16 protein-coding genes are annotated in these 20,615 nt (G+C 70.1%); 14 read left to right on the forward strand and 2 right to left on the reverse strand.

The window, feature by feature from the left end:
• Positions 1 to 133 precede the first annotated feature (133 nt).
• From AB3X10_RS09805 to AB3X10_RS09840, 8 genes are all read left to right on the forward strand, one after another.
• Positions 134 to 1,552, forward strand: coding sequence for a replicative DNA helicase (locus AB3X10_RS09805; RefSeq protein ID WP_145706083.1), 1,419 nt, complete (start codon positions 134 to 136; stop codon positions 1,550 to 1,552).
• Positions 1,553 to 1,715: 163 nt separating this feature from the next.
• A complete protein-coding gene (locus tag AB3X10_RS09810; RefSeq protein ID WP_369981133.1) occupies positions 1,716 to 2,825 on the forward strand; it encodes an FIST N-terminal domain-containing protein in 1,110 nt (369 codons plus the stop codon).
• A gap of 2 nt (positions 2,826 to 2,827) precedes the next feature.
• Positions 2,828 to 3,961 carry a sensor histidine kinase gene (locus tag AB3X10_RS09815; RefSeq protein WP_369981134.1) on the forward strand — a complete coding sequence of 378 codons (1,134 nt, stop codon included), beginning with the start codon at positions 2,828 to 2,830 and terminating at the stop codon, positions 3,959 to 3,961.
• A gap of 3 nt (positions 3,962 to 3,964) precedes the next feature.
• A complete protein-coding gene (locus AB3X10_RS09820; RefSeq protein ID WP_369981136.1) occupies positions 3,965 to 5,071 on the forward strand; it encodes an HDOD domain-containing protein in 1,107 nt (368 codons plus the stop codon).
• Positions 5,068 to 6,225, forward strand: a complete 1,158-nt coding sequence (locus tag AB3X10_RS09825) for an HD domain-containing phosphohydrolase (RefSeq protein ID WP_369981137.1) — start codon at positions 5,068 to 5,070, stop codon at positions 6,223 to 6,225. The genes AB3X10_RS09820 and AB3X10_RS09825 overlap by 4 nt, the downstream gene beginning before the upstream one ends.
• Positions 6,226 to 6,313: 88 nt before the next feature.
• A complete protein-coding gene (locus tag AB3X10_RS09830; RefSeq protein ID WP_369981138.1) occupies positions 6,314 to 7,738 on the forward strand; it encodes a cryptochrome/photolyase family protein in 1,425 nt (474 codons plus the stop codon).
• A gap of 101 nt (positions 7,739 to 7,839) precedes the next feature.
• Positions 7,840 to 9,294, forward strand: a complete 1,455-nt coding sequence (locus AB3X10_RS09835) for a WS/DGAT/MGAT family O-acyltransferase (RefSeq protein ID WP_369981140.1) — start codon at positions 7,840 to 7,842, stop codon at positions 9,292 to 9,294.
• Positions 9,295 to 9,401: 107 nt separating this feature from the next.
• Positions 9,402 to 10,100: an OmpA family protein gene (locus AB3X10_RS09840; protein ID WP_369981142.1), complete on the forward strand. Its 699-nt coding sequence runs from the start codon at positions 9,402 to 9,404 to the stop codon at positions 10,098 to 10,100.
• A gap of 111 nt (positions 10,101 to 10,211) precedes the next feature.
• Here AB3X10_RS09840 and AB3X10_RS09845 read toward each other — a convergent pair whose 3' ends face one another.
• The gene (locus AB3X10_RS09845) at positions 10,212 to 11,294 is read right to left on the reverse strand and encodes a LysR family transcriptional regulator (protein ID WP_369981144.1); all 1,083 of its coding nucleotides are present in this window, start codon (positions 11,292 to 11,294) and stop codon (positions 10,212 to 10,214) included.
• A 129-nt stretch (positions 11,295 to 11,423) separates the two neighbouring features.
• Here AB3X10_RS09845 and AB3X10_RS09850 point away from each other — a divergent pair, with 129 nt between their 5' ends.
• The 6 genes from AB3X10_RS09850 (at position 11,424) to AB3X10_RS09875 (ending at position 19,168) form a co-directional block, all read left to right on the forward strand.
• Positions 11,424 to 11,648 (forward strand): hypothetical protein, encoded by a 225-nt coding sequence (locus AB3X10_RS09850; protein ID WP_369981146.1) that lies wholly within the window; start codon positions 11,424 to 11,426, stop codon positions 11,646 to 11,648.
• Positions 11,645 to 12,418 carry an SDR family NAD(P)-dependent oxidoreductase gene (locus tag AB3X10_RS09855; protein WP_369981148.1) on the forward strand — a complete coding sequence of 258 codons (774 nt, stop codon included), beginning with the start codon at positions 11,645 to 11,647 and terminating at the stop codon, positions 12,416 to 12,418. The genes AB3X10_RS09850 and AB3X10_RS09855 overlap by 4 nt, the downstream gene beginning before the upstream one ends.
• An 11-nt stretch (positions 12,419 to 12,429) precedes the next feature.
• The gene (locus AB3X10_RS09860; RefSeq protein ID WP_369981757.1) at positions 12,430 to 13,620 is read left to right on the forward strand and encodes an efflux RND transporter periplasmic adaptor subunit; all 1,191 of its coding nucleotides are present in this window, start codon (positions 12,430 to 12,432) and stop codon (positions 13,618 to 13,620) included.
• A 163-nt stretch (positions 13,621 to 13,783) separates the two neighbouring features.
• Positions 13,784 to 16,957 (forward strand): efflux RND transporter permease subunit, encoded by a 3,174-nt coding sequence (locus AB3X10_RS09865; protein ID WP_369981150.1) that lies wholly within the window; start codon positions 13,784 to 13,786, stop codon positions 16,955 to 16,957.
• Between the two features lie 31 nt (positions 16,958 to 16,988).
• A complete protein-coding gene (locus AB3X10_RS09870; RefSeq protein ID WP_369981152.1) occupies positions 16,989 to 17,723 on the forward strand; it encodes an SDR family oxidoreductase in 735 nt (244 codons plus the stop codon).
• Positions 17,717 to 19,168, forward strand: coding sequence for an efflux transporter outer membrane subunit (locus AB3X10_RS09875; RefSeq protein ID WP_369981154.1), 1,452 nt, complete (start codon positions 17,717 to 17,719; stop codon positions 19,166 to 19,168). Before AB3X10_RS09870 ends, AB3X10_RS09875 begins: the two co-directional genes overlap by 7 nt.
• A 305-nt stretch (positions 19,169 to 19,473) precedes the next feature.
• On the opposite strand, the gene AB3X10_RS09880 is transcribed toward AB3X10_RS09875, so the two are convergent.
• The gene (locus tag AB3X10_RS09880) at positions 19,474 to 20,472 is read right to left on the reverse strand and encodes a sensor domain-containing diguanylate cyclase (RefSeq protein WP_369981156.1); all 999 of its coding nucleotides are present in this window, start codon (positions 20,470 to 20,472) and stop codon (positions 19,474 to 19,476) included.
• Positions 20,473 to 20,615 lie beyond the last annotated feature (143 nt).

The following is a 20,615-nucleotide window of genomic DNA, read 5'->3' on the forward strand; positions in this document are numbered from 1 at the left end:
CGGTGCGCAGTTCTCAACGGGTTGTCCACAGACTTGTCCCTAGCCGCGCCGCACGCCGCTGACTAAGATGCCCGATCGGGTCGCGCCGTCGGCGCCGCCCGCGACCGCGTCCCCCAGAGAGAAGATCCAGCCCATGTCCGCCCGTCCCGGCTACCGCGGCGACCGCAAAAGCGAGCGTGGCGAACGCAGCGAGCCGCGTATCGACCAGCTGCGCGTGCCGCCGCATTCGATCGAGGCCGAGCAGGCCGTGCTCGGCGGCCTGATGCTGGCGCCCGACGCCTACGACCGGGTCAACGACCAGCTCACCGACAACGACTTCTACCGCCGCGATCACCAGCTGATCTACCGCGCGATCCGCGAGCTGGCCGAAAAGGGCCGCCCGTTCGACGCGGTGACGCTGGGCGAATGGTTCGAATCGCAGGGCAAGCTGGAGATGGTCGGCGACGGCGCCTACCTGATCGAGCTGGCCAGCACCACGCCGTCGGCGGCCAACATCGCCGCCTACGCCGAGATCGTGCGCGACAAGGCGGTGCTGCGGCAGCTGATCGAGGTCGGCACCAACATCGTCAACGACGGTTTCCAGCCCGAAGGGCGCGAGAGCGCGGAACTGCTGGCCACCGCCGAGAAGGCGGTATTCAAGATCGCCGAGGCCGGCGCGCGCGGGCGCAGCGATTTCGTGGCGATGCCCGGCGCGTTGAAGGACGCGTTCGAGGAACTGCGCAGCCGCTTCGAGAACGGCGGCAACATCACCGGCCTGGCCACCGGCTACAGCGACTTCGACGCGATGACCGCCGGCCTGCAGCCGACCGACCTGATCATCCTGGCCGCGCGCCCGGCGATGGGCAAGACCACCTTCGCGCTGAACATCGCCGAGTACGCGGCGATCAAGTCGAAGAAGGCGGTGGCGGTGTTCTCGATGGAAATGTCGGCCTCGCAGCTGGCGATGCGCCTGATCTCCTCCAACGGCCGCATCAACGCGCAGCGCCTGCGCACCGGCCAGCTCGAGGACGAGGACTGGGCGCGGGTCACCGGCGCGATCAAGATGCTGAAGGAAACCAAGATCTTCATCGACGACACGCCCGGCGTGTCGCCGGAGATCCTGCGCTCCAAGGCGCGCCGGCTCAAGCGCGAGCACGACCTGGGACTGATCGTCATCGACTACCTGCAGCTGATGTCGGTGCCGGGCAACAGCGAGAACCGCGCCACCGAGATCTCCGAGATCTCGCGCTCGCTCAAGGGCCTGGCCAAGGAACTGGGGGTGCCGGTGATCGCGCTGTCGCAGCTCAACCGCTCGCTGGAAACGCGTACCGACAAGCGCCCGGTGATGGCCGACCTGCGCGAATCCGGCGCGATCGAGCAGGACGCGGACATGATCGTGTTCATCTACCGCGACGATTACTACAACAAGGAAAATTCGCCGGACAAGGGCCTGGCCGAGATCATCATCGGCAAGCACCGCGGCGGCCCGACCGGGGCGTGCAAGCTCAAGTTCTTCGGCGAATACACCCGCTTCGACAATCTGGCGCACGATTCGGTGGGCGCGTTCGAGTAGGCGCGGGCGGCGGCGCGATTGCTGCATTGCGGTAGATTTCCCGGCGGCGCGCCTATTCATCCGCGCACAGCGATACCTCTGTCACACAGCGCCATCGTGGCGCTCAACACCGCCATGTGACGGTCGATACACGGTAGGAGCCCGTCCATGATCCTGCCCGCCCATGCCGCTGACCGTCACCCATGCCGAAACCGCCGACCGCGACGCCGTCGCCGCCGTCGCCGCGTTGCGCGCGCAACTCGGCGCCGCGCCGTTGGATGCCCTGCTGCTGTTCTGCGACGCCGAGTACGACCTGGAGGCGCTGGGTCCGGCGCTCAAGGCCGGTTTCGACTGCCCGGTGATCGGTTGCACCGCGGCCGGCCAGATCGGCGAGCGCGGTTTCCAGAGCAACGGCATCCTGGTCGCCGGCCTGCGCGGCGGCGTGCTGCAGGCGCAGCCGCTGCTGATCGCGCCGCTGAGCGACCTGCAGGCGCAGGTGGCGGTGGCCGCCGAGGCGGTGCAGGCCGCCACCGCCGACAAGGCCGGGCAGTGCTTCGCGCTGCTGCTGGTCGACGGGCTGTCCACCTGCGAGGAATACCTGGCCGCGGCGCTGTACCGGATGATCGGCAACGTGCCGCTGCTCGGCGGTTCGGCCGGCGACAACCTGCGCTTCGAGCGCACCCAGGTCTACTACGACGGCCGTTTCTTGGCCGACGCGGCGGTGCTGGCCCTGTTCCATTCGCGGCATCCGTTCGTGGTGTTCAAGCTGCAGCACTTCGTCGCCAGCGAGGTCGAACTGGTGGTCACCGATGCCGACCCGGAGCGGCGCCTGATCCGCGAGATCAACGGCGAACCGGCGGCGCTGGCCTATTCCGCGGCGATCGGGGTGCCGCTGCAGGCGCTGGACCCGCACGTGTTCTCCACCTATCCGCTGTTGCTGACGCTGAGCGGCGAGCCCTACGTGCGTTCGATCCTGCGGGTCAACGAGGACCTGTCGATGACCTGCTACTGCGCGGTGGAGGAGGGCATGGTGGTGGCGGTCGGCAAGGCGGTGGACGTGATGGAAACGCTGCAGCAGGCCTTTGCCGAGGTGCACGAGGCGGTGCCCGACCCGGCGCTGGTGATCGGCTGCGACTGCATCCTGCGCCGCCTGGAGTTCGGCCAGTCGCAGATGCAGCAGGAGGTCGGCGCGTTCATGGCGCGGGAGCGCGTGTTCGGCTTCTCCACCTACGGCGAGCAGTTCAACGGCCTGCACGTCAACCAGACCTTCACCGGCGTGGCGATCGGGAGATGAGCATGAGCGCAGATGCAGCGACGGTGCCGGCCCTGGCGGGCGACCTGGCCGCTCCCCGCGCGAGCGGCGACGCAGTGCTCGTCGCCGAGCTGCGCCGGCAACTGGCCGCACGCGACAAGGTGATCGCGGTGCTGAAGAAGCGGGTCACCGCGCGCGACGACGCGGTGGCCTCGCCGCTGGCGACGCTGCAGCAGAACATCGCATTGGGCAAGGTGGTGGCGCTGAAGACCCAGGAACTGAGCCGCGAGCGGCAGGAACTGGAGCATGCGCTGGCCGACCTGGGCAAGGCGCAGACGGCGCTGCTGCAGGCGCAGAAGATGGAATCGATCGGCCAGCTCGCCGCCGGCATCGCCCACGAGATCAACACCCCGGCGCAGTACGTGCGCGACAACGTCGCGTTCGTGTGCAAGGCCAAGGCCATGGTCGATCAGGTGATCGACAAGGCGTTCGAGGTGGTGGAGGTGGCGCGCGCGCAGGGCGTGGCGCTGGAGCTGATCGCCGCGCTCGACGCGCAGGTGACCTCGTCCAAGTTCCAGTACCTGCGCAAGCAGACCCCCGAGGCCCTGCAGCAGTCGCTGGAAGGCCTGGATCGCATCACCAAGATCGTCGGCGCGATGAAGACCTTTTCGCACCCTTCCGCCGGCGAGAAGGAACCGGTGGACCTGCGCGAGGTGGTCGCCACCACCGTCACCGTCGCGCGCAACGAATGGAAGTACGTGGCCGAGGTCGAGACCGATTTCGCCGCCGACCTGCCGCTGGTGCCGTGCCTGCGCGACGAGATCGGCCAGGTGCTGCTGAACCTGGTGGTCAACGCGGCGCATGCGATCAGCGACACGCTGGTGCCGGGCCAGCGCGAGCAGGGCCGGATCCGCATCGTCCTGCGCCGTGCCGGCGACAGCCACGTGGACCTGTGCGTCAGCGACGACGGCCCGGGCATTCCCGAGGCGATCCGCACCAAGGTGTTCGATCCGTTCTTCACCACCAAGCCGGTCGGCAAGGGCACCGGCCAGGGCCTGGCGATCGCCTATTCGACGGTGGTGGAAAAGCACCAGGGACAGATCTTCTTCGAACCGTCGCCGGACCAGCGCGGCACCACCTTCGTGGTGCGGTTGCCGTTGAACACCGTGGCGGGCTGAGCGATGCGCGTGCTGTTCGTCGACGACGAGAAGCAGGTGCTGGCCGGCCTCGAACGCACCATGTTCATGGCCGATCGCGACTGGGACGTGGCCTTCGCCAACAGCGGCGCGGAGGCGCTGCTCGCGCTGCAGGCGCAGCCGGCCGACGTGGTGGTCTCGGACATGCGCATGCCGATGATGGACGGCGCCGAACTGCTGCGCCAGGTGCGCGACAGCTGCCCGCGCAGCATCCGCATCATCCTGTCCGGGCATACCGAACAGGAAGCGGCGCTGCGCTCGCTGGACGTGGCCCACCAGTTCCTGGCCAAGCCCTGCGAGGGCGATGCGCTGATCGAGGCGATCGACCGCGCGGTGGCGCTGCAACTGCTGCTGGACGATCCGGCGGTGCAGTCGGTGGTGGGACGCATCGGCGGGCTGCCGTCGGCCCCACGCATGTTCGCACAGCTCAACCGCCTGCTCGGCGACCCCGCGGCCGGCGTCGCGCAGGTCGCCGCGGTGGTGGAGGGCGACCCGGCGCTGGCCGCCAAGGTGCTGCAGCTGGCCAATTGCGCGTTCTTCGGCAACGGCCATCATGTGGCCGATATCAAGGACGCGGTCAACCGCATCGGCCTGGGCCTGCTGCGCACGCTGGTACTGGCCAGCGAGGTGTTCCACAGCGGTGCCGGCGACTCGGCCGACGCGATCCGCGCCGGCGCGGTGCGCGCCTCGCGGCTGGCCGCGGTGGTCGGCAAGGGCCATGCCGCCGAGGACGTGGTGACCACCGCGGCCTTGCTCGCCAACATCGGCGCGCTGCTGCCGGACATCGAGCGTCTGTGCCGCGATGCCGATCCGCAAGGCCGCGGCTTCCCGTCGCATGCGGAGATCGGCGCCTACCTGCTCGGCGTGTGGGGCCTGCCCGGCGCGATCGTCGAGGCGGTCGCCCACCACCGCACCCCGCGCCGGGTCGAGCACCGCCAGTTCGACGCGATCGGAGTGGTGCACGTGGCGGTGGCGCTGGCGCAGGACCTGGCGCCGGACCTGGAATACCTGCAATCGATGGGCGTGGCCGCACAGCTGCCGCAGTGGCAGGCGGCGTGCGCGCAGATTCGCGAAGCGGAGCACATCTCATGAGCGAACCGGAGCTGCCGCGCATCCTGTGCGTGGACGACGAACCCAACCTGCTGGCCGCGCTGGAGCGCAACCTGTTCGGCCAGTTCGACGTGGTCACCGCCAACGGCGGCGAGGCCGGACTGGCCGCGATCGCCGAAGGCCCGCCGTTCGCGGCGATCGTGTCGGACATGCGCATGCCGGGCATGGACGGCGCCACGTTCCTGGCCGCGGCGCGCGCGCGCGCGCCGGACAGCGTGCGCCTGCTGCTGACCGGGCAGACCGATGCGCCTTCGGCGATCGCGGCGATCAACCACGGCGCGATCTTCCGTTTCCTGTGCAAGCCGTGCCCGACCGAGGAACTGGTCGCCGCGCTGGAGCAGGCGGTGGCGCTGCACCGCGCCACGCTGCTGGAACGCGAATTGCTGGAAACCACGCTGGCCGGCACCACGCGCATGCTCACCGAGGTGCTGTCGATGGTCGCGCCCTGGGCGTTCCAGCGCTCGGCGCAGCTGCAGGCCTGCGTCAGCCACGTCACCGCCAAGTTGCCGTGGCCCAATCGCTGGACCGTCGAGGTGGCCGCGGCGCTGAGCCACATCGGCTGCGTCAGCGTGCCGGGCGACATCGTGCAGCGCGAGATCGCCGGCGACGAACTGTCCGAGGAAGAGCAGAAGCTGATCGACGGCCATCCGCTGGTCGCGCATCGGCTGCTGATGGCGATCCCGCGCATGCAGGCCGTCGCCGAGATCGTGCGCTACCAGGCGCTGCCGCCGCCGGCCGATGCAGCGCCGGACGTGGTCCGCGGCGCGCACCTGCTGCGGGCGTCGCTGCTGCTGGTGCGCGGGCTGGCGCGCAAGCTGCCGCTGGCACACGCGGTGCAGGAGCTGCGCAAGGTCGAGCCGCCGTTGCCGCGCGGATTGATCGATGCGCTCGCCGACCTGCAGCTCAATACCCGCAGCGGCATCCGCAAGGCCAAGGTCTGCGATCTGGTGCCGGGCTGGCGCCTGGAACAGGACGTGGTGTCCAAGCGCGGCATGATGTTGCTGGCGCACGGTAGCGAGCTGAGCCTGACCTCGATCCTGGCCTTGCGCAACCTGCAAGCGGCCGGCGCCATCGTCGAGCCGCTGCTGATCAGCTACGGCAGCGAGGAACAGGCCGGAGCGTCGGTCGCGGCCTAGCCGGCGCCAGGGCCGGCGGCGCGTACTCACGCCGGTTGCGCGCCGGCCCCGCGTATCCTTGCGCGTCCTTTTCCAGCCCGTCCTGCGCATGAGCTACGCCATCGTCTGGTTCCGCCGCGACCTGCGCCTGCAAGACCAACCCGCCCTGCATGCGGCGCTGGCCGCCGGACATACGCCGGTGCCGGTCTATCTGCACAGTCCCGGCGACGAGGGCGCCTGGGCCGCCGGCGCGGCGTCGCTGAGCTGGCTGCAGCGCTCGCTGGCCGCGCTCGACGCGCAGCTGCGCGAACGCGGTTCGCGGCTGATCCTGCGCCAGGGCCCGGCCGAGACCGTGCTGCGCGAGCTGATCGCCGAATGCGGCGCGGTCGCGGTGTACTGGAACCGCCGCTACGAACCGGCCACGCAGCCGCGCGACGCCAGGCTCAAGCGCGAACTGCGCGAGCAGGGCCTGGAGGTGCACAGCTACAACGGCGCGCTGCTGTTCGAACCGTGGCAACTGGCGACCCAGCAGGGCGGGCCGTACAAGGTGTTCACCCCGTTCTGGCGCAGCGCCTTGAGCCATTGGCAGGTACCGGCGCTGGTGCCGGCGCCGAAGACGCTGCCGCCACCGCCCGCGGCGCTGCGCAGCCTGCCGCTGCAGCAGCTCAGGCTGGCGCCGGCGCTCGGCTGGGACCGTGGGTTCTGGGAGGTATGGCAGCCGGGCGAAGCGGGCGCGCACGAAGCGCTGGACGTGTTCGTCGACGGCGCCCTGCGCGGCTACCTCGAAGGCCGCGACCGTCCCGACCAGGTCGGCACCTCGCGGCTGTCGCCGCACCTGCATTTCGGCGAGATCGCGCCGTGGCGGATCGTCGCCGAACTGGAAAAAGAACGCAGCGCCGCCACCGGCGCGGCGATCGACGGCTACATCCGCCAGCTCGGCTGGCGCGATTTCGCCCACCACCTGCTGCACCATTTCCCGGCCACGCCGGAGCACAACCTCAATCCGCGCTTCGCCCGTTTCCGCTGGGCCGCGCCGGATCCGGCGCAGCTGCAGGCCTGGCAGCGCGGCCGCACCGGCGTGCCGATCGTCGATGCCGGCCTGCGCGAGCTGTGGCACACCGGCTGGATGCACAACCGGGTGCGGATGATCGTCGCCAGCTACCTGTGCAAGCACCTGCGCGTGCACTGGTCCGAGGGCGCGCGCTGGTTCTGGGACACGCTGGTCGACGCCGACCTGGCCAACAATACGCTCGGCTGGCAGTGGGTGGCCGGCACCGGCGCCGACGCCGCGCCGTACTTCCGCGTGTTCAACCCGGTGACCCAGGCGCAGAAGTTCGATCCGCAGGGCCGCTACATCGCGCGCTGGGTGCCGGAACTGGCCGCGCTGCCGGTGGCCGAACGCTTCGCGCCGTGGCTGTCGCCGCAGCGCCTGGCCGCCAGCGCGCCGCACTATCCGCGGCAACCGATCGTGGACCTAGCCGCCGGCCGCGACGCCGCGCTGGCCGCCTATCGCGAGACCGGCGGCAGCGGCTGAGGCCGCGGCGGTGCTGCGTTGCGGCGTGAACCGCGGCAGCGCGCCGCGATTGACGCCCTTCGCCGCGCCATGATTCACTCCGGCCAGGCACAGGAGCACGCATGGCCACCAGCACAGCCCGCCGCAAGCCGCGGCGCGAACCGATGTCGCGCGTGGATACCGCCTGGTTGCGGATGGAGCGGCCGACCAATCCGATGATGATCACCGGCGTGCTGATGCTCGACGAGCCGCTGTCGCTGCCGCAGTTCAAGCAACTGGTGCGCAAGCGCTTCCTGTCGTTCCCGCGCTTCCAGCAGAAGCCGGTGGACACCGCGACCGGCGCCTACTGGCAGCACGACGACGACTTCGACCTGGACTGGCACGTGCGCCTGTCGGCCTTGCCCGGGCGCGGCGGCAAGAAGGCGCTGGAGCGCTTCGCCGGACAGATGGCGTCCACGCCCTTGGACAAGACCAAGCCGCTGTGGCAGTTCCACCTGATCGAACGCTACGAAGGCGGTTCGGCGCTGGTGGCGCGCATCCACCACAGCTACGCCGACGGCATCGCGCTGGTGCAGGTGCTGTTGTCGCTGACCGACATGCAGCGCGTGCCGGAGCCGTCGGCGCAGCTGGGCCGCGCCTGGCTGAAGGACGACGGCAAGGAAGTGGTGCGCCGGGTCGGCGCCATCGACCGCTACCTGAAACTGGGCGGGCGCATGCTCGACAAGGGCCGCGAGATGTACCAGGACCCGAACCTGGCGACGATGCTGGCCAAGGAGGGCGGCCTGATCGGCCGCGAACTGGCCAATGCGCTGCTGCTGTCCGACGATCCGCCGACGCTGCTGCGCGGGCGCCTGGGGGTCAGCAAGCGGGTGGCCTGGGCCGAGCCGCTGGACCTGGACGAAGTGAAGGCGGTCGGCCGCGCTTGCGACTGCACCGTCAACGACGTGCTGATGGCGACCATGGCCGGCGCCTTGCGCGACTACATGCTTGAGCGCGGCGAACGCCTGGACGGGGTGACCCTGCGCGCCACGGTGCCGGTCAACCTGCGGCCGCTGGAGCATGCGCGCAAGCTCGGCAACCATTTCGGGCTGGTGTTCCTGGACCTGCCGGTCGGCGAGGACAATCCGGTGCGGCGCGTGCAGCGCGTGGCTGAGTCGATGCAGCAGCTCAAGCAGTCGCGGCAGGCGATGGTGGTGTTCGGGCTGCTGGCCGCGGTGGGCATGGCGCCGGCGGCGCTGCAGTCGCTGGCGCTGGACCTGTTCAGCCGCAAGGCGAGCACCGTGGCGACCAACGTGCCGGGGCCGCAGCAGCCGCTGTACCTGGCCGGCAGCGGCGTGCGCGAGATGATGTTCTGGGTGCCGCAGACCGGCTCGATCGGGGTCGGCGTGTCGATCATGAGCTACAACCACCGCGTGCACTTCGGCCTGATCGGCGATGCGCGGCTGATTCCCGACCCGGATGCGGTGATGCGCCGGATCGGCGCCGAATTCGAGAAGTTGCTGTACCTGGCGCTGATGGGCGACTGGGAGCATCCGCTGCGCGCGGTGGATGCGGACGCGCTGCTGCCGCTTTCCTGAACAGGGGGCATGCACCGCGCGCGGCGGCGCGCGCTTCGTTCATGCCGGTCTCGCAGGCGACTGTTTATGCTTGTCTCCACTTCAATTCAGGTTAGGGAGAGAGCGCGATGAAACGCACCGTCATCCAAGGCATGTCCGTGGCGCTGGCCAGCGCGCTGCTGTTGTCCGCCTGCGCCACCGGCGGTTCCTACGTGCAGCGCGACCAGTACGGCAACCCCACCGAGCAGCAGAACAACCGCACCGGCCGCGGCGCGCTGATCGGCACTGCGGTCGGCGTGGCCGCCGGCCTGCTCAGCGGCAGCAGCGCCACCGAGCGCCGCCAGCACGCGATGATCGGCGCCGGCATCGGCGCGCTCAGCGGCGCGGCGATCGGCAACTACCAGGACCGCCAGGAGCGCGCGCTGCGCGAGCGCACCGCCAACACCGGCATCGACGTGCGCCGCGACGGCGACAACATCACCCTGAACCTGCCGGACGGCATCACCTTCGATTTCAACCAGTCCACGCTGAAGCCGCAGTTCTATTCGGCGCTCAACGGCGTGGCGCAGACCCTGGGCGAATACAACCAGACCATGATCGAAGTGGTCGGGCACACCGACAGCATCGGCAGCGACGCGGTCAACCAGCGCCTGTCCGAACAGCGCGCCGCCTCGGTGGCCGCGTACCTGAGCGCGCAGGGCGTGCAGCGCGAGCGCATCGAGACGCTGGGCGCGGGCAAGAAGTACCCGATCGCCGACAACAGCACCGAGGCCGGCCGCGCGCAGAACCGCCGGGTCGAGATCCGCGTGGTGCCGCTGCGCTCCTGAGCACGCTCCAGTCACGCTGAAATGCGAACGGGCCGCGTGTGCGGCCCGTTCGCGTTCTGGCGCATTGCATGCGTACGCGGGCGATGGTCGTCGCGCGCAGCCGCCGTTCGCTCAGACCAGCGCTTCTTCCTCCAGCTCCGGTGCCGGTTCGGCGTCCGCCAGCGGCAGCTCCGCCAGTTGCGGCAGCGGCAGCGACTGGGTGTTCATCGCCACGCCGCTGCACAGGGTGAACTCGGCGCCGCTGTCGGCCTGCTGCGTGGCCAGCTTGGCCGGGCACTGCGCCATCATGTAGCTGACGTCGAAGTTGAGCTTGTCGACCAGGAAATCGACGAAGGCGCGCACCTTCGGCGAGAGCATGCGCCCGCCCGGGAACACCGCGTTGAAATCCAGGTCGGGGCCGACCCAGCCGCCGAGCACGCGCCGCGCCTTGCCGGCCTCGATCAGCGGCTTGATCGTCGCGTCGCTGGCCAGCACCAGGCCTTCGCCGCAGACCAGCCCGCCGATCAGCGCGGCCGAATCGTTGGCGACCAGGATCGGCTGGATCGCGAACTCGCCGCTCTGCTTGCCGTTGCGCAGCGGCCAGCTGAGCCGGTTGCTGCCGTTGCGGCCATTGCTCAGCGCCAGCGTGCGGTGATGCTGCAGGTCGTCCGGGTGCAGCGGTTCGCCGTGGCGCTCGATGTAGTTGGGACTGGCGAACACCTGGGTGCGGAAGGTGGCCAGCTTGCGCGCGACCATGGTCGAATCCAGCAGCGCGCCCATGTGCAGGGCCACGTCCACGCCTTCGGCGATCGGGTCGACCTTGTCGCTGGTCATGACCATCTCCAGGCGCACTTCCGGATGCTGCTTGTGGAATTCGCCCAGGATCGGCGCCACCCAGGAAATGCCGGCGGAGTAGGGCACGCTGAAACGCAGCCAGCCGCGCGGGCCGGCCTGCAGCTGTCCGACCGCGCTTTCGGCTTCCTCCAGTTCGCGGGCGATGCGCTGGCAATGTTCGTGATAGACCGCGCCGGCTTCGGTCAGGCCGAGGCGGCGCGTGGTCCGATGCAGCAGGCGCGCGCCCAGGCGCGCCTCCAGATCCTGCACCTTTCTGCTGACGGTGGTCTTGGGCAGGCCGAGCGCGTTGGCGGCGGCGATGAAGCTGCCTTGCTCGACCACCTTGACGAAGATCAGGGTGTCGTTCAGATCGTGGGTCATGGCGGGGTTCCTGAGGGGTGAAGACGATTGGACCGGTGACGGGACGATTATTCCCCTTAATTCGGACTAATCAAGTGCGGCTTTGACGCCTAATTTGTACGCATTCGCCGCCACCCAGGCCATTTGCTCATGTTGTTGCGCACTCTGTTCCAGTTTCTCGCAGGCGTCCGTCGCCCGAATCGGCTCGATGGGATGCCTCTCGACGCGCTGGAAACCGGTTACCTCAAGGCTTTCCGCGAATTCACCCCGCCCCCGCGCAGCCAGGCCGGCAGCGCGATGCAGCTGGGCCAACGCGGCAGCGGTCGACTCGGTCGGATCGCGATTGTCCCGTTTGCGGGAGTAAAAGTCCCGTGAGCGGGATGCTGGACCCGGAGGTGCTGGTGCTCGGCGGCACCGGCAACATCGGTCTGGGCGTGGTGCGCGCGTTGCTCGAGGCCGGCAGCCCGGTGCTGGCGGTGGCACGCGACCGCGGCCGGCTGCGCGCCTTGCGCGATCGCTACAGCGACGAACCGGCGCTGGACGTGCTGCAGGGGTCGGTGTCGAACGACGCGACCGCCGCTGCCCTGGCGGAAGCCGTGGCGCAGCGGCCGCGGCCGCTGGCCGGGGTGGTCGCCAGCCTCGGCAGCCCGCTGCGTTGCGGGCGCCTGCTGGACCAGCCGGTGAGCGCGCTGCGCCGGCGCATGGAAGCCGACCTGCTGCCGCACCTGGCCGCGGCCCGGCACCTGCTGCCGTTGCTGGCGCAGGCCGAGCGCGGCGGCCGCTACGTCCTGCTCGGCAGCCCGTGCGCGCTGCGCGCCTGGGCCGGGCATGGCGAGAGTTCGGTGGCGGCGGCATCGATCCGCATGCTCGCCCAGGTCCTGCACGAAGAGGCCAAGCCGCTGGGCGTGCGCGTGCAGCTGCTGTCGCTGACCCATCCGGTGTGCCGCAGCGAAGCCGGCGCGGACGACTGCCCGGAATGGTTCACCACGCTCAGCGTGGGCCGCGCCGCGGTGTCGCTGCTCGCCGACGCCGGCGTGCCCGGCCAGGCCGTGGTCGACATCGACAAACACCGTTACGCGCATCCACGCACCTCGTTGATGACCGCTCCGCATTTTTCTCCCTCCACTCACGAGGTCTCCCGATGAACCCGATTCCGATGTCGTTCCATTCCCCGTCGCGTGCCTTGCGCCCGCTGGCGATCGCGCTGCTGGCCGCCGCCCTGGCCGCCTGCGGCGGCAAGGCCGAGCAGGGCGCACCGCCGCCGCCGGCGGTCGGCGTCGCGCCGGCGCTGCAGAAGGAAATCAGCCAGTGGGACGAGTTCAGCGGCCGCGTCGAGGCGGTCGAACACGTCGACCTGCGCCCGCGCGTGTCCGGCTACATCGACAAGGTCAACTATGTCGAAGGCCAGGAAGTGAAGAAGGGCGACGTGCTGTTCACCATCGACGCGCGCAGCTACCGCGCCGAGCTGGCGCGCGCCAACGCCGAACTGGCGCGGGCGCGGACCCAGTCCAAGCTAAGTGGCAGCGAGGCGGCGCGTGCCAAGAAACTGTCCGACCAGCAGGCGATCTCCACCGAGACCTGGGAGCAGCGCCATGCCGCCGCCGACCAGGCTGATGCCGACGTGCTCGCCGCGCAGGCCGCGGTGGATACCGCGCGCCTGAATCTGGAGTGGACCCAGGTGCGCGCGCCGATCGACGGCCACGCCGGCCGCGCCATGGTCACCGCGGGCAACCTGGTCAGCGCCGGCGACAGCGCCAGCGTGCTGACCACGCTGGTGTCGCTGGACAAGGTGCACGTGTACTTCGATGCCGACGAAGGCACCTTCCTGCGCTACGCGCAGATGGCGCGCAAGGGCGAGCGGCCGAGCGAGCGCGACGGGCAGCTGCCGGTGCAGATCGGCCTGGTCGGCGAGGACGGTTTCCCGCATGCCGGCAAGGTCGATTTCCTCGACAACCAGGTCACCCGCAGCACCGGCACCATCCGCGTCCGCGCCGTGCTGGACAATGCCGACCGCATCTTCACCCCGGGCCTGTTCGCGCGCGTGCGCCTGCTCGGCAGCGGCCGCTTCAACGCGCTGCTGATCGACGACAGGTCGGTGCTGACCGACCAGGACCGCAAGTACGTCTACGTCGTCGACAAGGACGGCAAGGCGCAGCGCCGCGACGTGCAGCTGGGGCGCAGCGCCGAAGGCCTGCGCATCGTGCTCGGCGGACTCAACCCCGGCGACCGGGTCATCGTCGACGGGGTGCAGAAAGTGTTCATGCCCGGCATGCCGGTGCAGGCCAAGCCCGTGGCCCTGGCCACCACTTCGCCCGCCGCCGCACGCAAGGCCGTCGCCCTCGACTGAGCCGTCCCCGCCTGACGCCAGGGGCGCGCACAGCGTCGTAGACCGGTCGCGCTGGCGGCCGGTGCTTGCCAGCCGGGCCACCTTGGTGGTCCGGCGTCGCCGCCGCGTTGCCCGCGTTCCTGTTCGGCCACCCGTTCCACCTTAGTTTCCAGGACCACCACCCATGGACTTTTCCAGATTCTTCATCGACCGGCCGATCTTCGCGGCCGTGTTGTCGATCATCATCTTCGCCGCGGGGTTGATCTCGATCCCGCTGTTGCCGATCGGCGAATACCCCGACGTGGTGCCGCCTTCGGTGGTGGTGCGCACGGTGTATCCGGGCGCCAACCCCAAGGTCATCGCCGAGACCGTCGCCACGCCGCTGGAAGAAGCGATCAACGGCGTGGAGGGCATGATGTACCTCAAGTCGGTCGCCGGCTCCGACGGCGTGCTGCAGATGACCATCACCTTCCGCCCGGGCACCGACCCGGACGATGCCGCGGTCAAGGTGCAGAACCGCGTCGCCCAGGCGCAGGCGCGCCTGCCCGAGGACGTGCGCCGGCAGGGCGTGACCACGCAGAAACAGTCGCCCACCTTCCTGATGGTGGTGCACCTGACCTCGCCGAAGGGCAAGTACGACACGCTGTACCTGCGCAACTACGCGCGCCTGCACGTCAAGGACGCGTTGGCGCGGATCCAGGGCGTGGGCGATGCGCAGGTGTTCGGCGGCGGCGACTACGCGATGCGCGCCTGGCTCGACCCCGAGCGCGTCGCCGCGCGCGGGCTGACCGCCAGCGACGTGGTCGCGGCGATGCGCGAGCAGAACGTGCAGGTCTCGGCCGGCCAGCTCGGCGCCGAGCCGATGCCGGACAGCAAGTTCCTGACCCTGATCAACGCGCAGGGCCGCCTGCGTACCGAGCAGGAGTTCGGCGACATCGTGCTCAAGGTCGGCGCCGACGGCCAGACCGTGCGCCTGTCCGACGTGGCGCGCCTGCAGCTGGGCGCCGGCGACTACACCCTGCGCGCGCAGCTGGACGGCAAGAACGCGGTCGGCATCGGCATCTTCCAGGCGCCGGGCGCGAACGCGCTGCAGATCCGCGACCAGGTGATCGCCAAGATGGACGAACTCACCAAGCAGTTCCCCGACGACGTGAAGTACGAGGCGGTCTACGACACCACCATCTTCGTGCGCGATTCGATCAGCGCGGTGGTGCACACCCTGTTGGAGGCGGTGCTGCTGGTGGTGCTGGTGGTGATCCTGTTCCTGCAGACCTGGCGCGCGTCGATCATTCCGTTGATCGCGGTGCCGGTGTCGATCGTGGGCACCTTCGCCGCGCTGCACCTGCTCGGCTTCTCGATCAACACGCTGACCCTGTTCGGGCTGGTGCTGGCGATCGGCATCGTGGTGGACGACGCGATCGTGGTGGTGGAGAACGTCGAGCGCAACATCGAGGAAGGCCTGACCCCGCTGGCCGCCGCGCACCAGGCCATGCGCGAGGTGTCCGGGCCGATCATCGCGATCGCGCTGGTGCTGTGCGCGGTGTTCGTGCCGATGGCGTTCCTGTCCGGCGTGACCGGCCAGTTCTACAAGCAGTTCGCGGTGACCATCGCGATCTCCACGGTGATTTCGGCGATCAACTCGCTGACCCTGTCGCCGGCGCTGGCCGCGCTGCTGCTGAAGGCGCACGATGCGCCCAAGGACGGCCCGTCGCGGCTGATGGAGCGGATGTTCGGCGGCTGGCTGTTCCGTCCGTTCAACCGCTTCTTCAACAGCAGCTCGCACCGCTACCAGGGCGCGGTCTCGCGCATCCTCGGCCGCCGCGGCGCGGTGTTCGCGGTCTACGTGGTGCTGCTGCTGGTCACCGGCGTGATGTTCAAGGCGGTGCCGGCCGGCTTCATCCCGACCCAGGACAAGATGTACCTGATCGCCGGCGTGAAGCTGCCCGAAGGCGCCTCGATCGAACGCACCGACGCGATGCTGCGCAAGGTCGCCACCATCGCGATGCAGACCGATGGCGTGGCGCATTCGATCTCCTTCCCCGGCCTCAACGCGCTGCAGTTCACCAACACGCCCAACACCGGCGTGGTGTTCCTGCCGCTGAAGCCGTTCTCCGAACGCCACCGCAGCGCCTTGGAGATCAACGCCGAGATCAACCAGCGCATCTCGGCGTTGGGCGAGGGCATGTCGTTCGCGTTCATGCCGCCGCCGATCCTGGGCCTGGGCAACGGCAACGGCTACCAGCTGTTCATCGAGGACCGCGCCAACCTCGGCTACGGCGCGTTGCAGAACGCGGTCAACACGATGCAGGGCGCGGTGGCGCAGACCCCGGGCATGAGCTTCCCGATCGGCACCTACCAGGCCAACGTGCCGCAGCTGGACGCGGAGGTGGACCGGGTCAAGGCCAAGGCGCAGGGCGTGGCCCTGACCGATCTGTTCGACACCTTGCAGACCTATCTCGGCTCGACCTACGTCAACGACTTCAACCAGTTCGGCCGCACCTGGCAGGTGATCGCCCAGGCCGATGCGCCGTTCCGCGAGAACGTCGAGGACATCGCGCGGCTGCGCACCCGCAACGCCGCCGGCGAAATGGTGCCGATCGGCTCGATGGTGACGATCAAGCAAAGCTACGGCCCGGACCCGGTGCTGCGCTACAACGGCTACCCGGCCGCCGACCTGGCCGGCGAGGCGGATGCGCGCATGCTGTCCTCGGCCGAAGCGATGGCCAAGCTCACCCAGATCGCCAAGCAGGTGCTGCCCAACGGCATGGAGATCGAATGGACCGACCTGAGCTACCAGCAGGCGACCCAGGGCAATGCCGCGCTGGTGGTGTTCCCGCTGGCGGTGCTGCTGGCGTTCCTGGTGCTCGCCGCGCTGTACGAAAGCTGGACGCTGCCGCTGGCGGTGATCCTGATCGTGCCGATGACGCTGCTGTCGGCGCTGTTCGGGGTGTGGCTGAGCGGCGGCGACAACAACGTGTTCGTGCAGGTCGGCCTGGTGGTGCTGATGGGCCTGGCGTGCAAGAACGCGATCCTGATCGTCGAGTTCGCCCGCGAACTGGAACTGCAGGGCAAGGGCATCGTGGAATCGGCGCTGCAGGCCTGCCGCCTGCGCCTGCGCCCGATCGTGATGACCTCGATCGCGTTCATCGCCGGCACCGTGCCGCTGGTGTTCTCGCACGGCGCCGGCGCGGAAGTGCGCTCGGCCACCGGCATCACCGTGTTCGCCGGCATGCTCGGGGTGACCTTGTTCGGCCTGTTCCTCACCCCCGTGTTCTATGTCGCCCTGCGCAAGCTGGCCGGGCGTCCGCTGGTGTCGCATGCGCCGGCGCACGCCGCCGATGCGCCGACCCACGCCTGATCCGTCCATCCCCTCATTCAAGGAAATCCGCATGACCACCACCCAGAAAATCGCCCTCGTCACCGGCGCCACCCGCGGCATCGGCCTGCACACCGTGCGCCAGCTGGCCGAGGCCGGCGTGCACACGCTGCTGGCCGGCCGCGACTCCACCCGCACCACCGCCGCCGCCCTGCAGCTGCAGGGCGAGGGCCTGCCGGTGGAGGCGCTGGTCCTGGACGTCACCGACGCGGCCAGCATCGCCGCCGCGGTGGCCGCCGTGCAGGCGCGCCACGGCCGGCTCGACATCCTGGTCAACAACGCCGGCATCCTGCTCGACGACTTCAAGCTGGCGGTCTCGCAGCAGAGCCTGGAGACCTGGCGCACCACCTTCGACACCAACGTGTTCGGCCTGATCGCGGTGACCCAGGCGTTCCTGCCGCTGCTGCGCGCCGCGCCGGCCGCGCGCATCGTCAACGTGTCCAGCCTGCTCGGCTCGGTCGCGCTGCACAGCCAGCCGGGCTCGCCGATCTACGACTTCAAGGTGCCGGCCTACAACGTGTCCAAGAGCGCGGTGAACGCGTGGACCGTGCAGCTGGCCTACGAACTGCGCGACACCCCGATCAAGGTCAACACCATCCACCCCGGCTACGTGAAGACCGACATGAACGCCGGCGAAGGCGAGCTGGAAGTGGCCGATGGCGCGCGCAGCAGCGTGATGATGGCGCTGCTCGACGCCGACGGCCCGACCGGCAGCTACACCCATGTGGGCCAGGTGCTGCCATGGTGATCCGTCCCGCGATCGGCGCGCTGGCGTTGGCGCTGCTCAGCGCCTGCGCCAGCGTCGGCCCCAACTACCGCGCGCCCGAACCGGCGCCGGTGACCCTGCAGGGCGCGGCGGCGCCGGTGTTCGCGAGCACTTCGCCGGTGGCGTCGTGGTGGGCGCAGTTCGACGACCCGGTGCTGGAGCAACTGGTGCACCAGAGCCTGGCCGCCAACCTCGACCTGCGCATCGCCCTGTCGCGCGTGCACGAGGCGCGCGCGGTGTTCGCCGAACGGCGCCTGGACCAGGCGCCGCACGTCACCGCCAACGGCGACTACAGCCGCGGCAAGGCGCCGGATGCCGACGCCGGCGGCGCGCGCGTGCTGACCGAGAGCTACAGCCTGGGCTTCGATGCCGGCTGGGAACTGGACCTGTTCGGGCGCCAGCGCCGCGCCAGCGAAGCGGCGCGCGCGGACCTGGAGGCCGAGCAGGCCGGCATGGCCGATGCGCAGGTGACCGTGGCCGCGGAAGTGGCGCGCAACTACTTCGAGCTGCGCGGCGCGCAGAAGCGCATCGCGGTGGCGCGGACCACGCTGGACAACCTGCGCGACACCCAGCGCCTGACCGAGACCCGCTGGCAACTGGGCGCCGGCAGCGAGCTGGACGTGCAGAGCAGCCGCGCCCGGCTCAAGGCGATCGAGGCCGACATCCCGCTGCTGGAAGTCAGCGAGGCGCAGGCCCGGCATCGCCTGGCTGTGCTGCTGGGCCGTCCGCCCGGCACGCTGGACGAGTTGCTGGCGCCGCGCGCGACGCCGGCCTATGCGCGCGCGCTGCCGCTGGGCGATACCACCCAGTTGCTGCGGCGGCGTCCCGACGTGCGCATCGCCGAGCGCCGGCTGGCGGCGGCGACGGCGCGGGTCGGCGTGGCCACCGCCGACCTGTTCCCGCGGATCAGCCTCAGCGGTTTCGTCGGCTTCCTGTCCGGCGATGCCGGCTCGCTGCTGCAGGGCAGCAGCAAGGCCTGGTCGCTGACCCCGTCGATCAGCTGGGCGGCGTTCGACTTCGGCACCGTGCGGGCGCGGCTGCGCGCCAGCGAGGCGCAGGCCGACGGCGCTGCCGCCGACTACGAGAAGGCGGTGCTCGGCGCGCTGGAGGACACCGAGAACGCCTTGACCTCCTACGCCAAACAGCAGGCGCGGTTGGCGATCGTGGCCGAACAGGCGCAGGCCGCCAGCCGCGCCGAAGCGCTGGCGCAGCTGCGCTACCGCGAGGGGTCGGAGGATTTCCTGACCCTGCTCGATACGCAGCGCACCAAGCTGTCCGCGGACGATGCCTTGGCCGACGCCGAGGCGGCGGTCAACGTCGGCGTGGTGCGGGTGTACAAGGCGCTCGGCGGCTGGGGCCAGGACGCGGTGGTGCCACAGGACGTGGCGCTGGCGGTCCAGCCGGTACCGGCGTCGGCGCCGCGCTGAAGGAATCGGGCGTTTTCCTCGGCTGTTTGCAGCCTGCGGGACCGATCTCCGGGAGCGACTGCAGGGGGCCTTGCGCCATCAGCCGCGACGGCCGTCGCCGGTAACGCCGGTCGCGACCCGGCCGCGTGTGGCAGGCGAGGGCGCTGCGGCCGCAAGGCCGCGGCGCCCGCGCGGCAGCGGATGGCGAGATCGCGCACGGCGGCAATGTCGCCATGCCGGTCGAAGCCAATCCTGTCGCCGTCACCCGGGCAGCCGCGGCAGCGCTGTTGGCCGGCGCAGGGCCGGCGCGTGCGCCGCGCGATCGGTCACTCCTGGGCCAGGTCGTCGGCGACCACGTAAGTGTCGCGGCCGCCGTTCTTGGCCTGGTACAGCGCCGTGTCGGCGCGCGAGAACCAATCCTGCCAGTGCACCTCGTCGCACAGCATGGCCGCGCCGAGCGAGACGGTGATGCGGCCGCTGGGGCCGCGCAGCGCTTCGCGCGTAACCTGATGCAGGCGCTTGCTGAAGGCGGCCAGCTCGCTGCGCGACTGCAGCCGCGTCACCACCACGAATTCCTCGCCGCCGAAGCGGAACACCTCGTCCGGCGCCCGTACCTGGAAGCGCAGCAACGCCGCCAGCTCGGCCAGCGTGCGGTCGCCGGCCGCATGCCCGTAGAGGTCGTTGACCTCCTTGAAGTGGTCGATGTCGAGCACGATCAGCCCATGCCGGCGCGTGCTGCGGCGCGGATCGGCCACGCGCTGCGACAGGCTGCGTTCCAGCATGCGCCGGTTCGGCAGCCCGGTCAGCGCATCGTGCGCGGCCAGTTGCTCCAGTTGCACGCGATCGTCCTCCAGGCGCAGCGACAGCACGTAGCCCAGGCCGGTGATCAGCAAGGACACGGCGATCAGCGAGAACGTGTGCTCGGCGCCCAGCAGGGTGCCCGGGGTGACCAGCATGATCGCGATCAGGGTGGCGTTGCAGGCCAGTCCGACGCCGCGCGCGACCACGAAGAAGTTGCTCATCATCGCCAGGTACAGCCACGGCACCGCGGCCTGGTGCAGGGCATGGCTGGCCAGCGCGCTGCCCAGCAACCAGCTCAGGGTCAGCAGCGGGTCGATGCGGCCGTCGCCGAAGCGAAGCGCCAGGGACGTGGCCAGCGCCGCCAGGGCGGCCAGGACCGCGCCGGCGGCGGCGGTCCAGGCATGGCCCTGCAGCCACTGATAGATCCCGAACAGCAGCAGCACCGCGGCGGTGGTCGGCCCCAGGATCTTGATGATGCCGAGCCGGAAGTGCCGGCGCATCGATGCGCTCTTGGAACCGCTCATGGCCGCGCGGCGCTCCATGCGGTGTGCGGGATCGGCCTGGCATCGGCAAGCTGAAAAGGGACGGGGTGCATGCGGTCATCGCGCTGCGTTAGGGTCGCAGCGAACCTTGCAAATTCTGTGCCGTGCGCCGCATGGGCCGTGTG

This window comes from Xanthomonas sp. DAR 80977, assembly GCF_041240605.1.
Lineage (GTDB): Bacteria > Pseudomonadota > Gammaproteobacteria > Xanthomonadales > Xanthomonadaceae > Xanthomonas_A > Xanthomonas_A bundabergensis.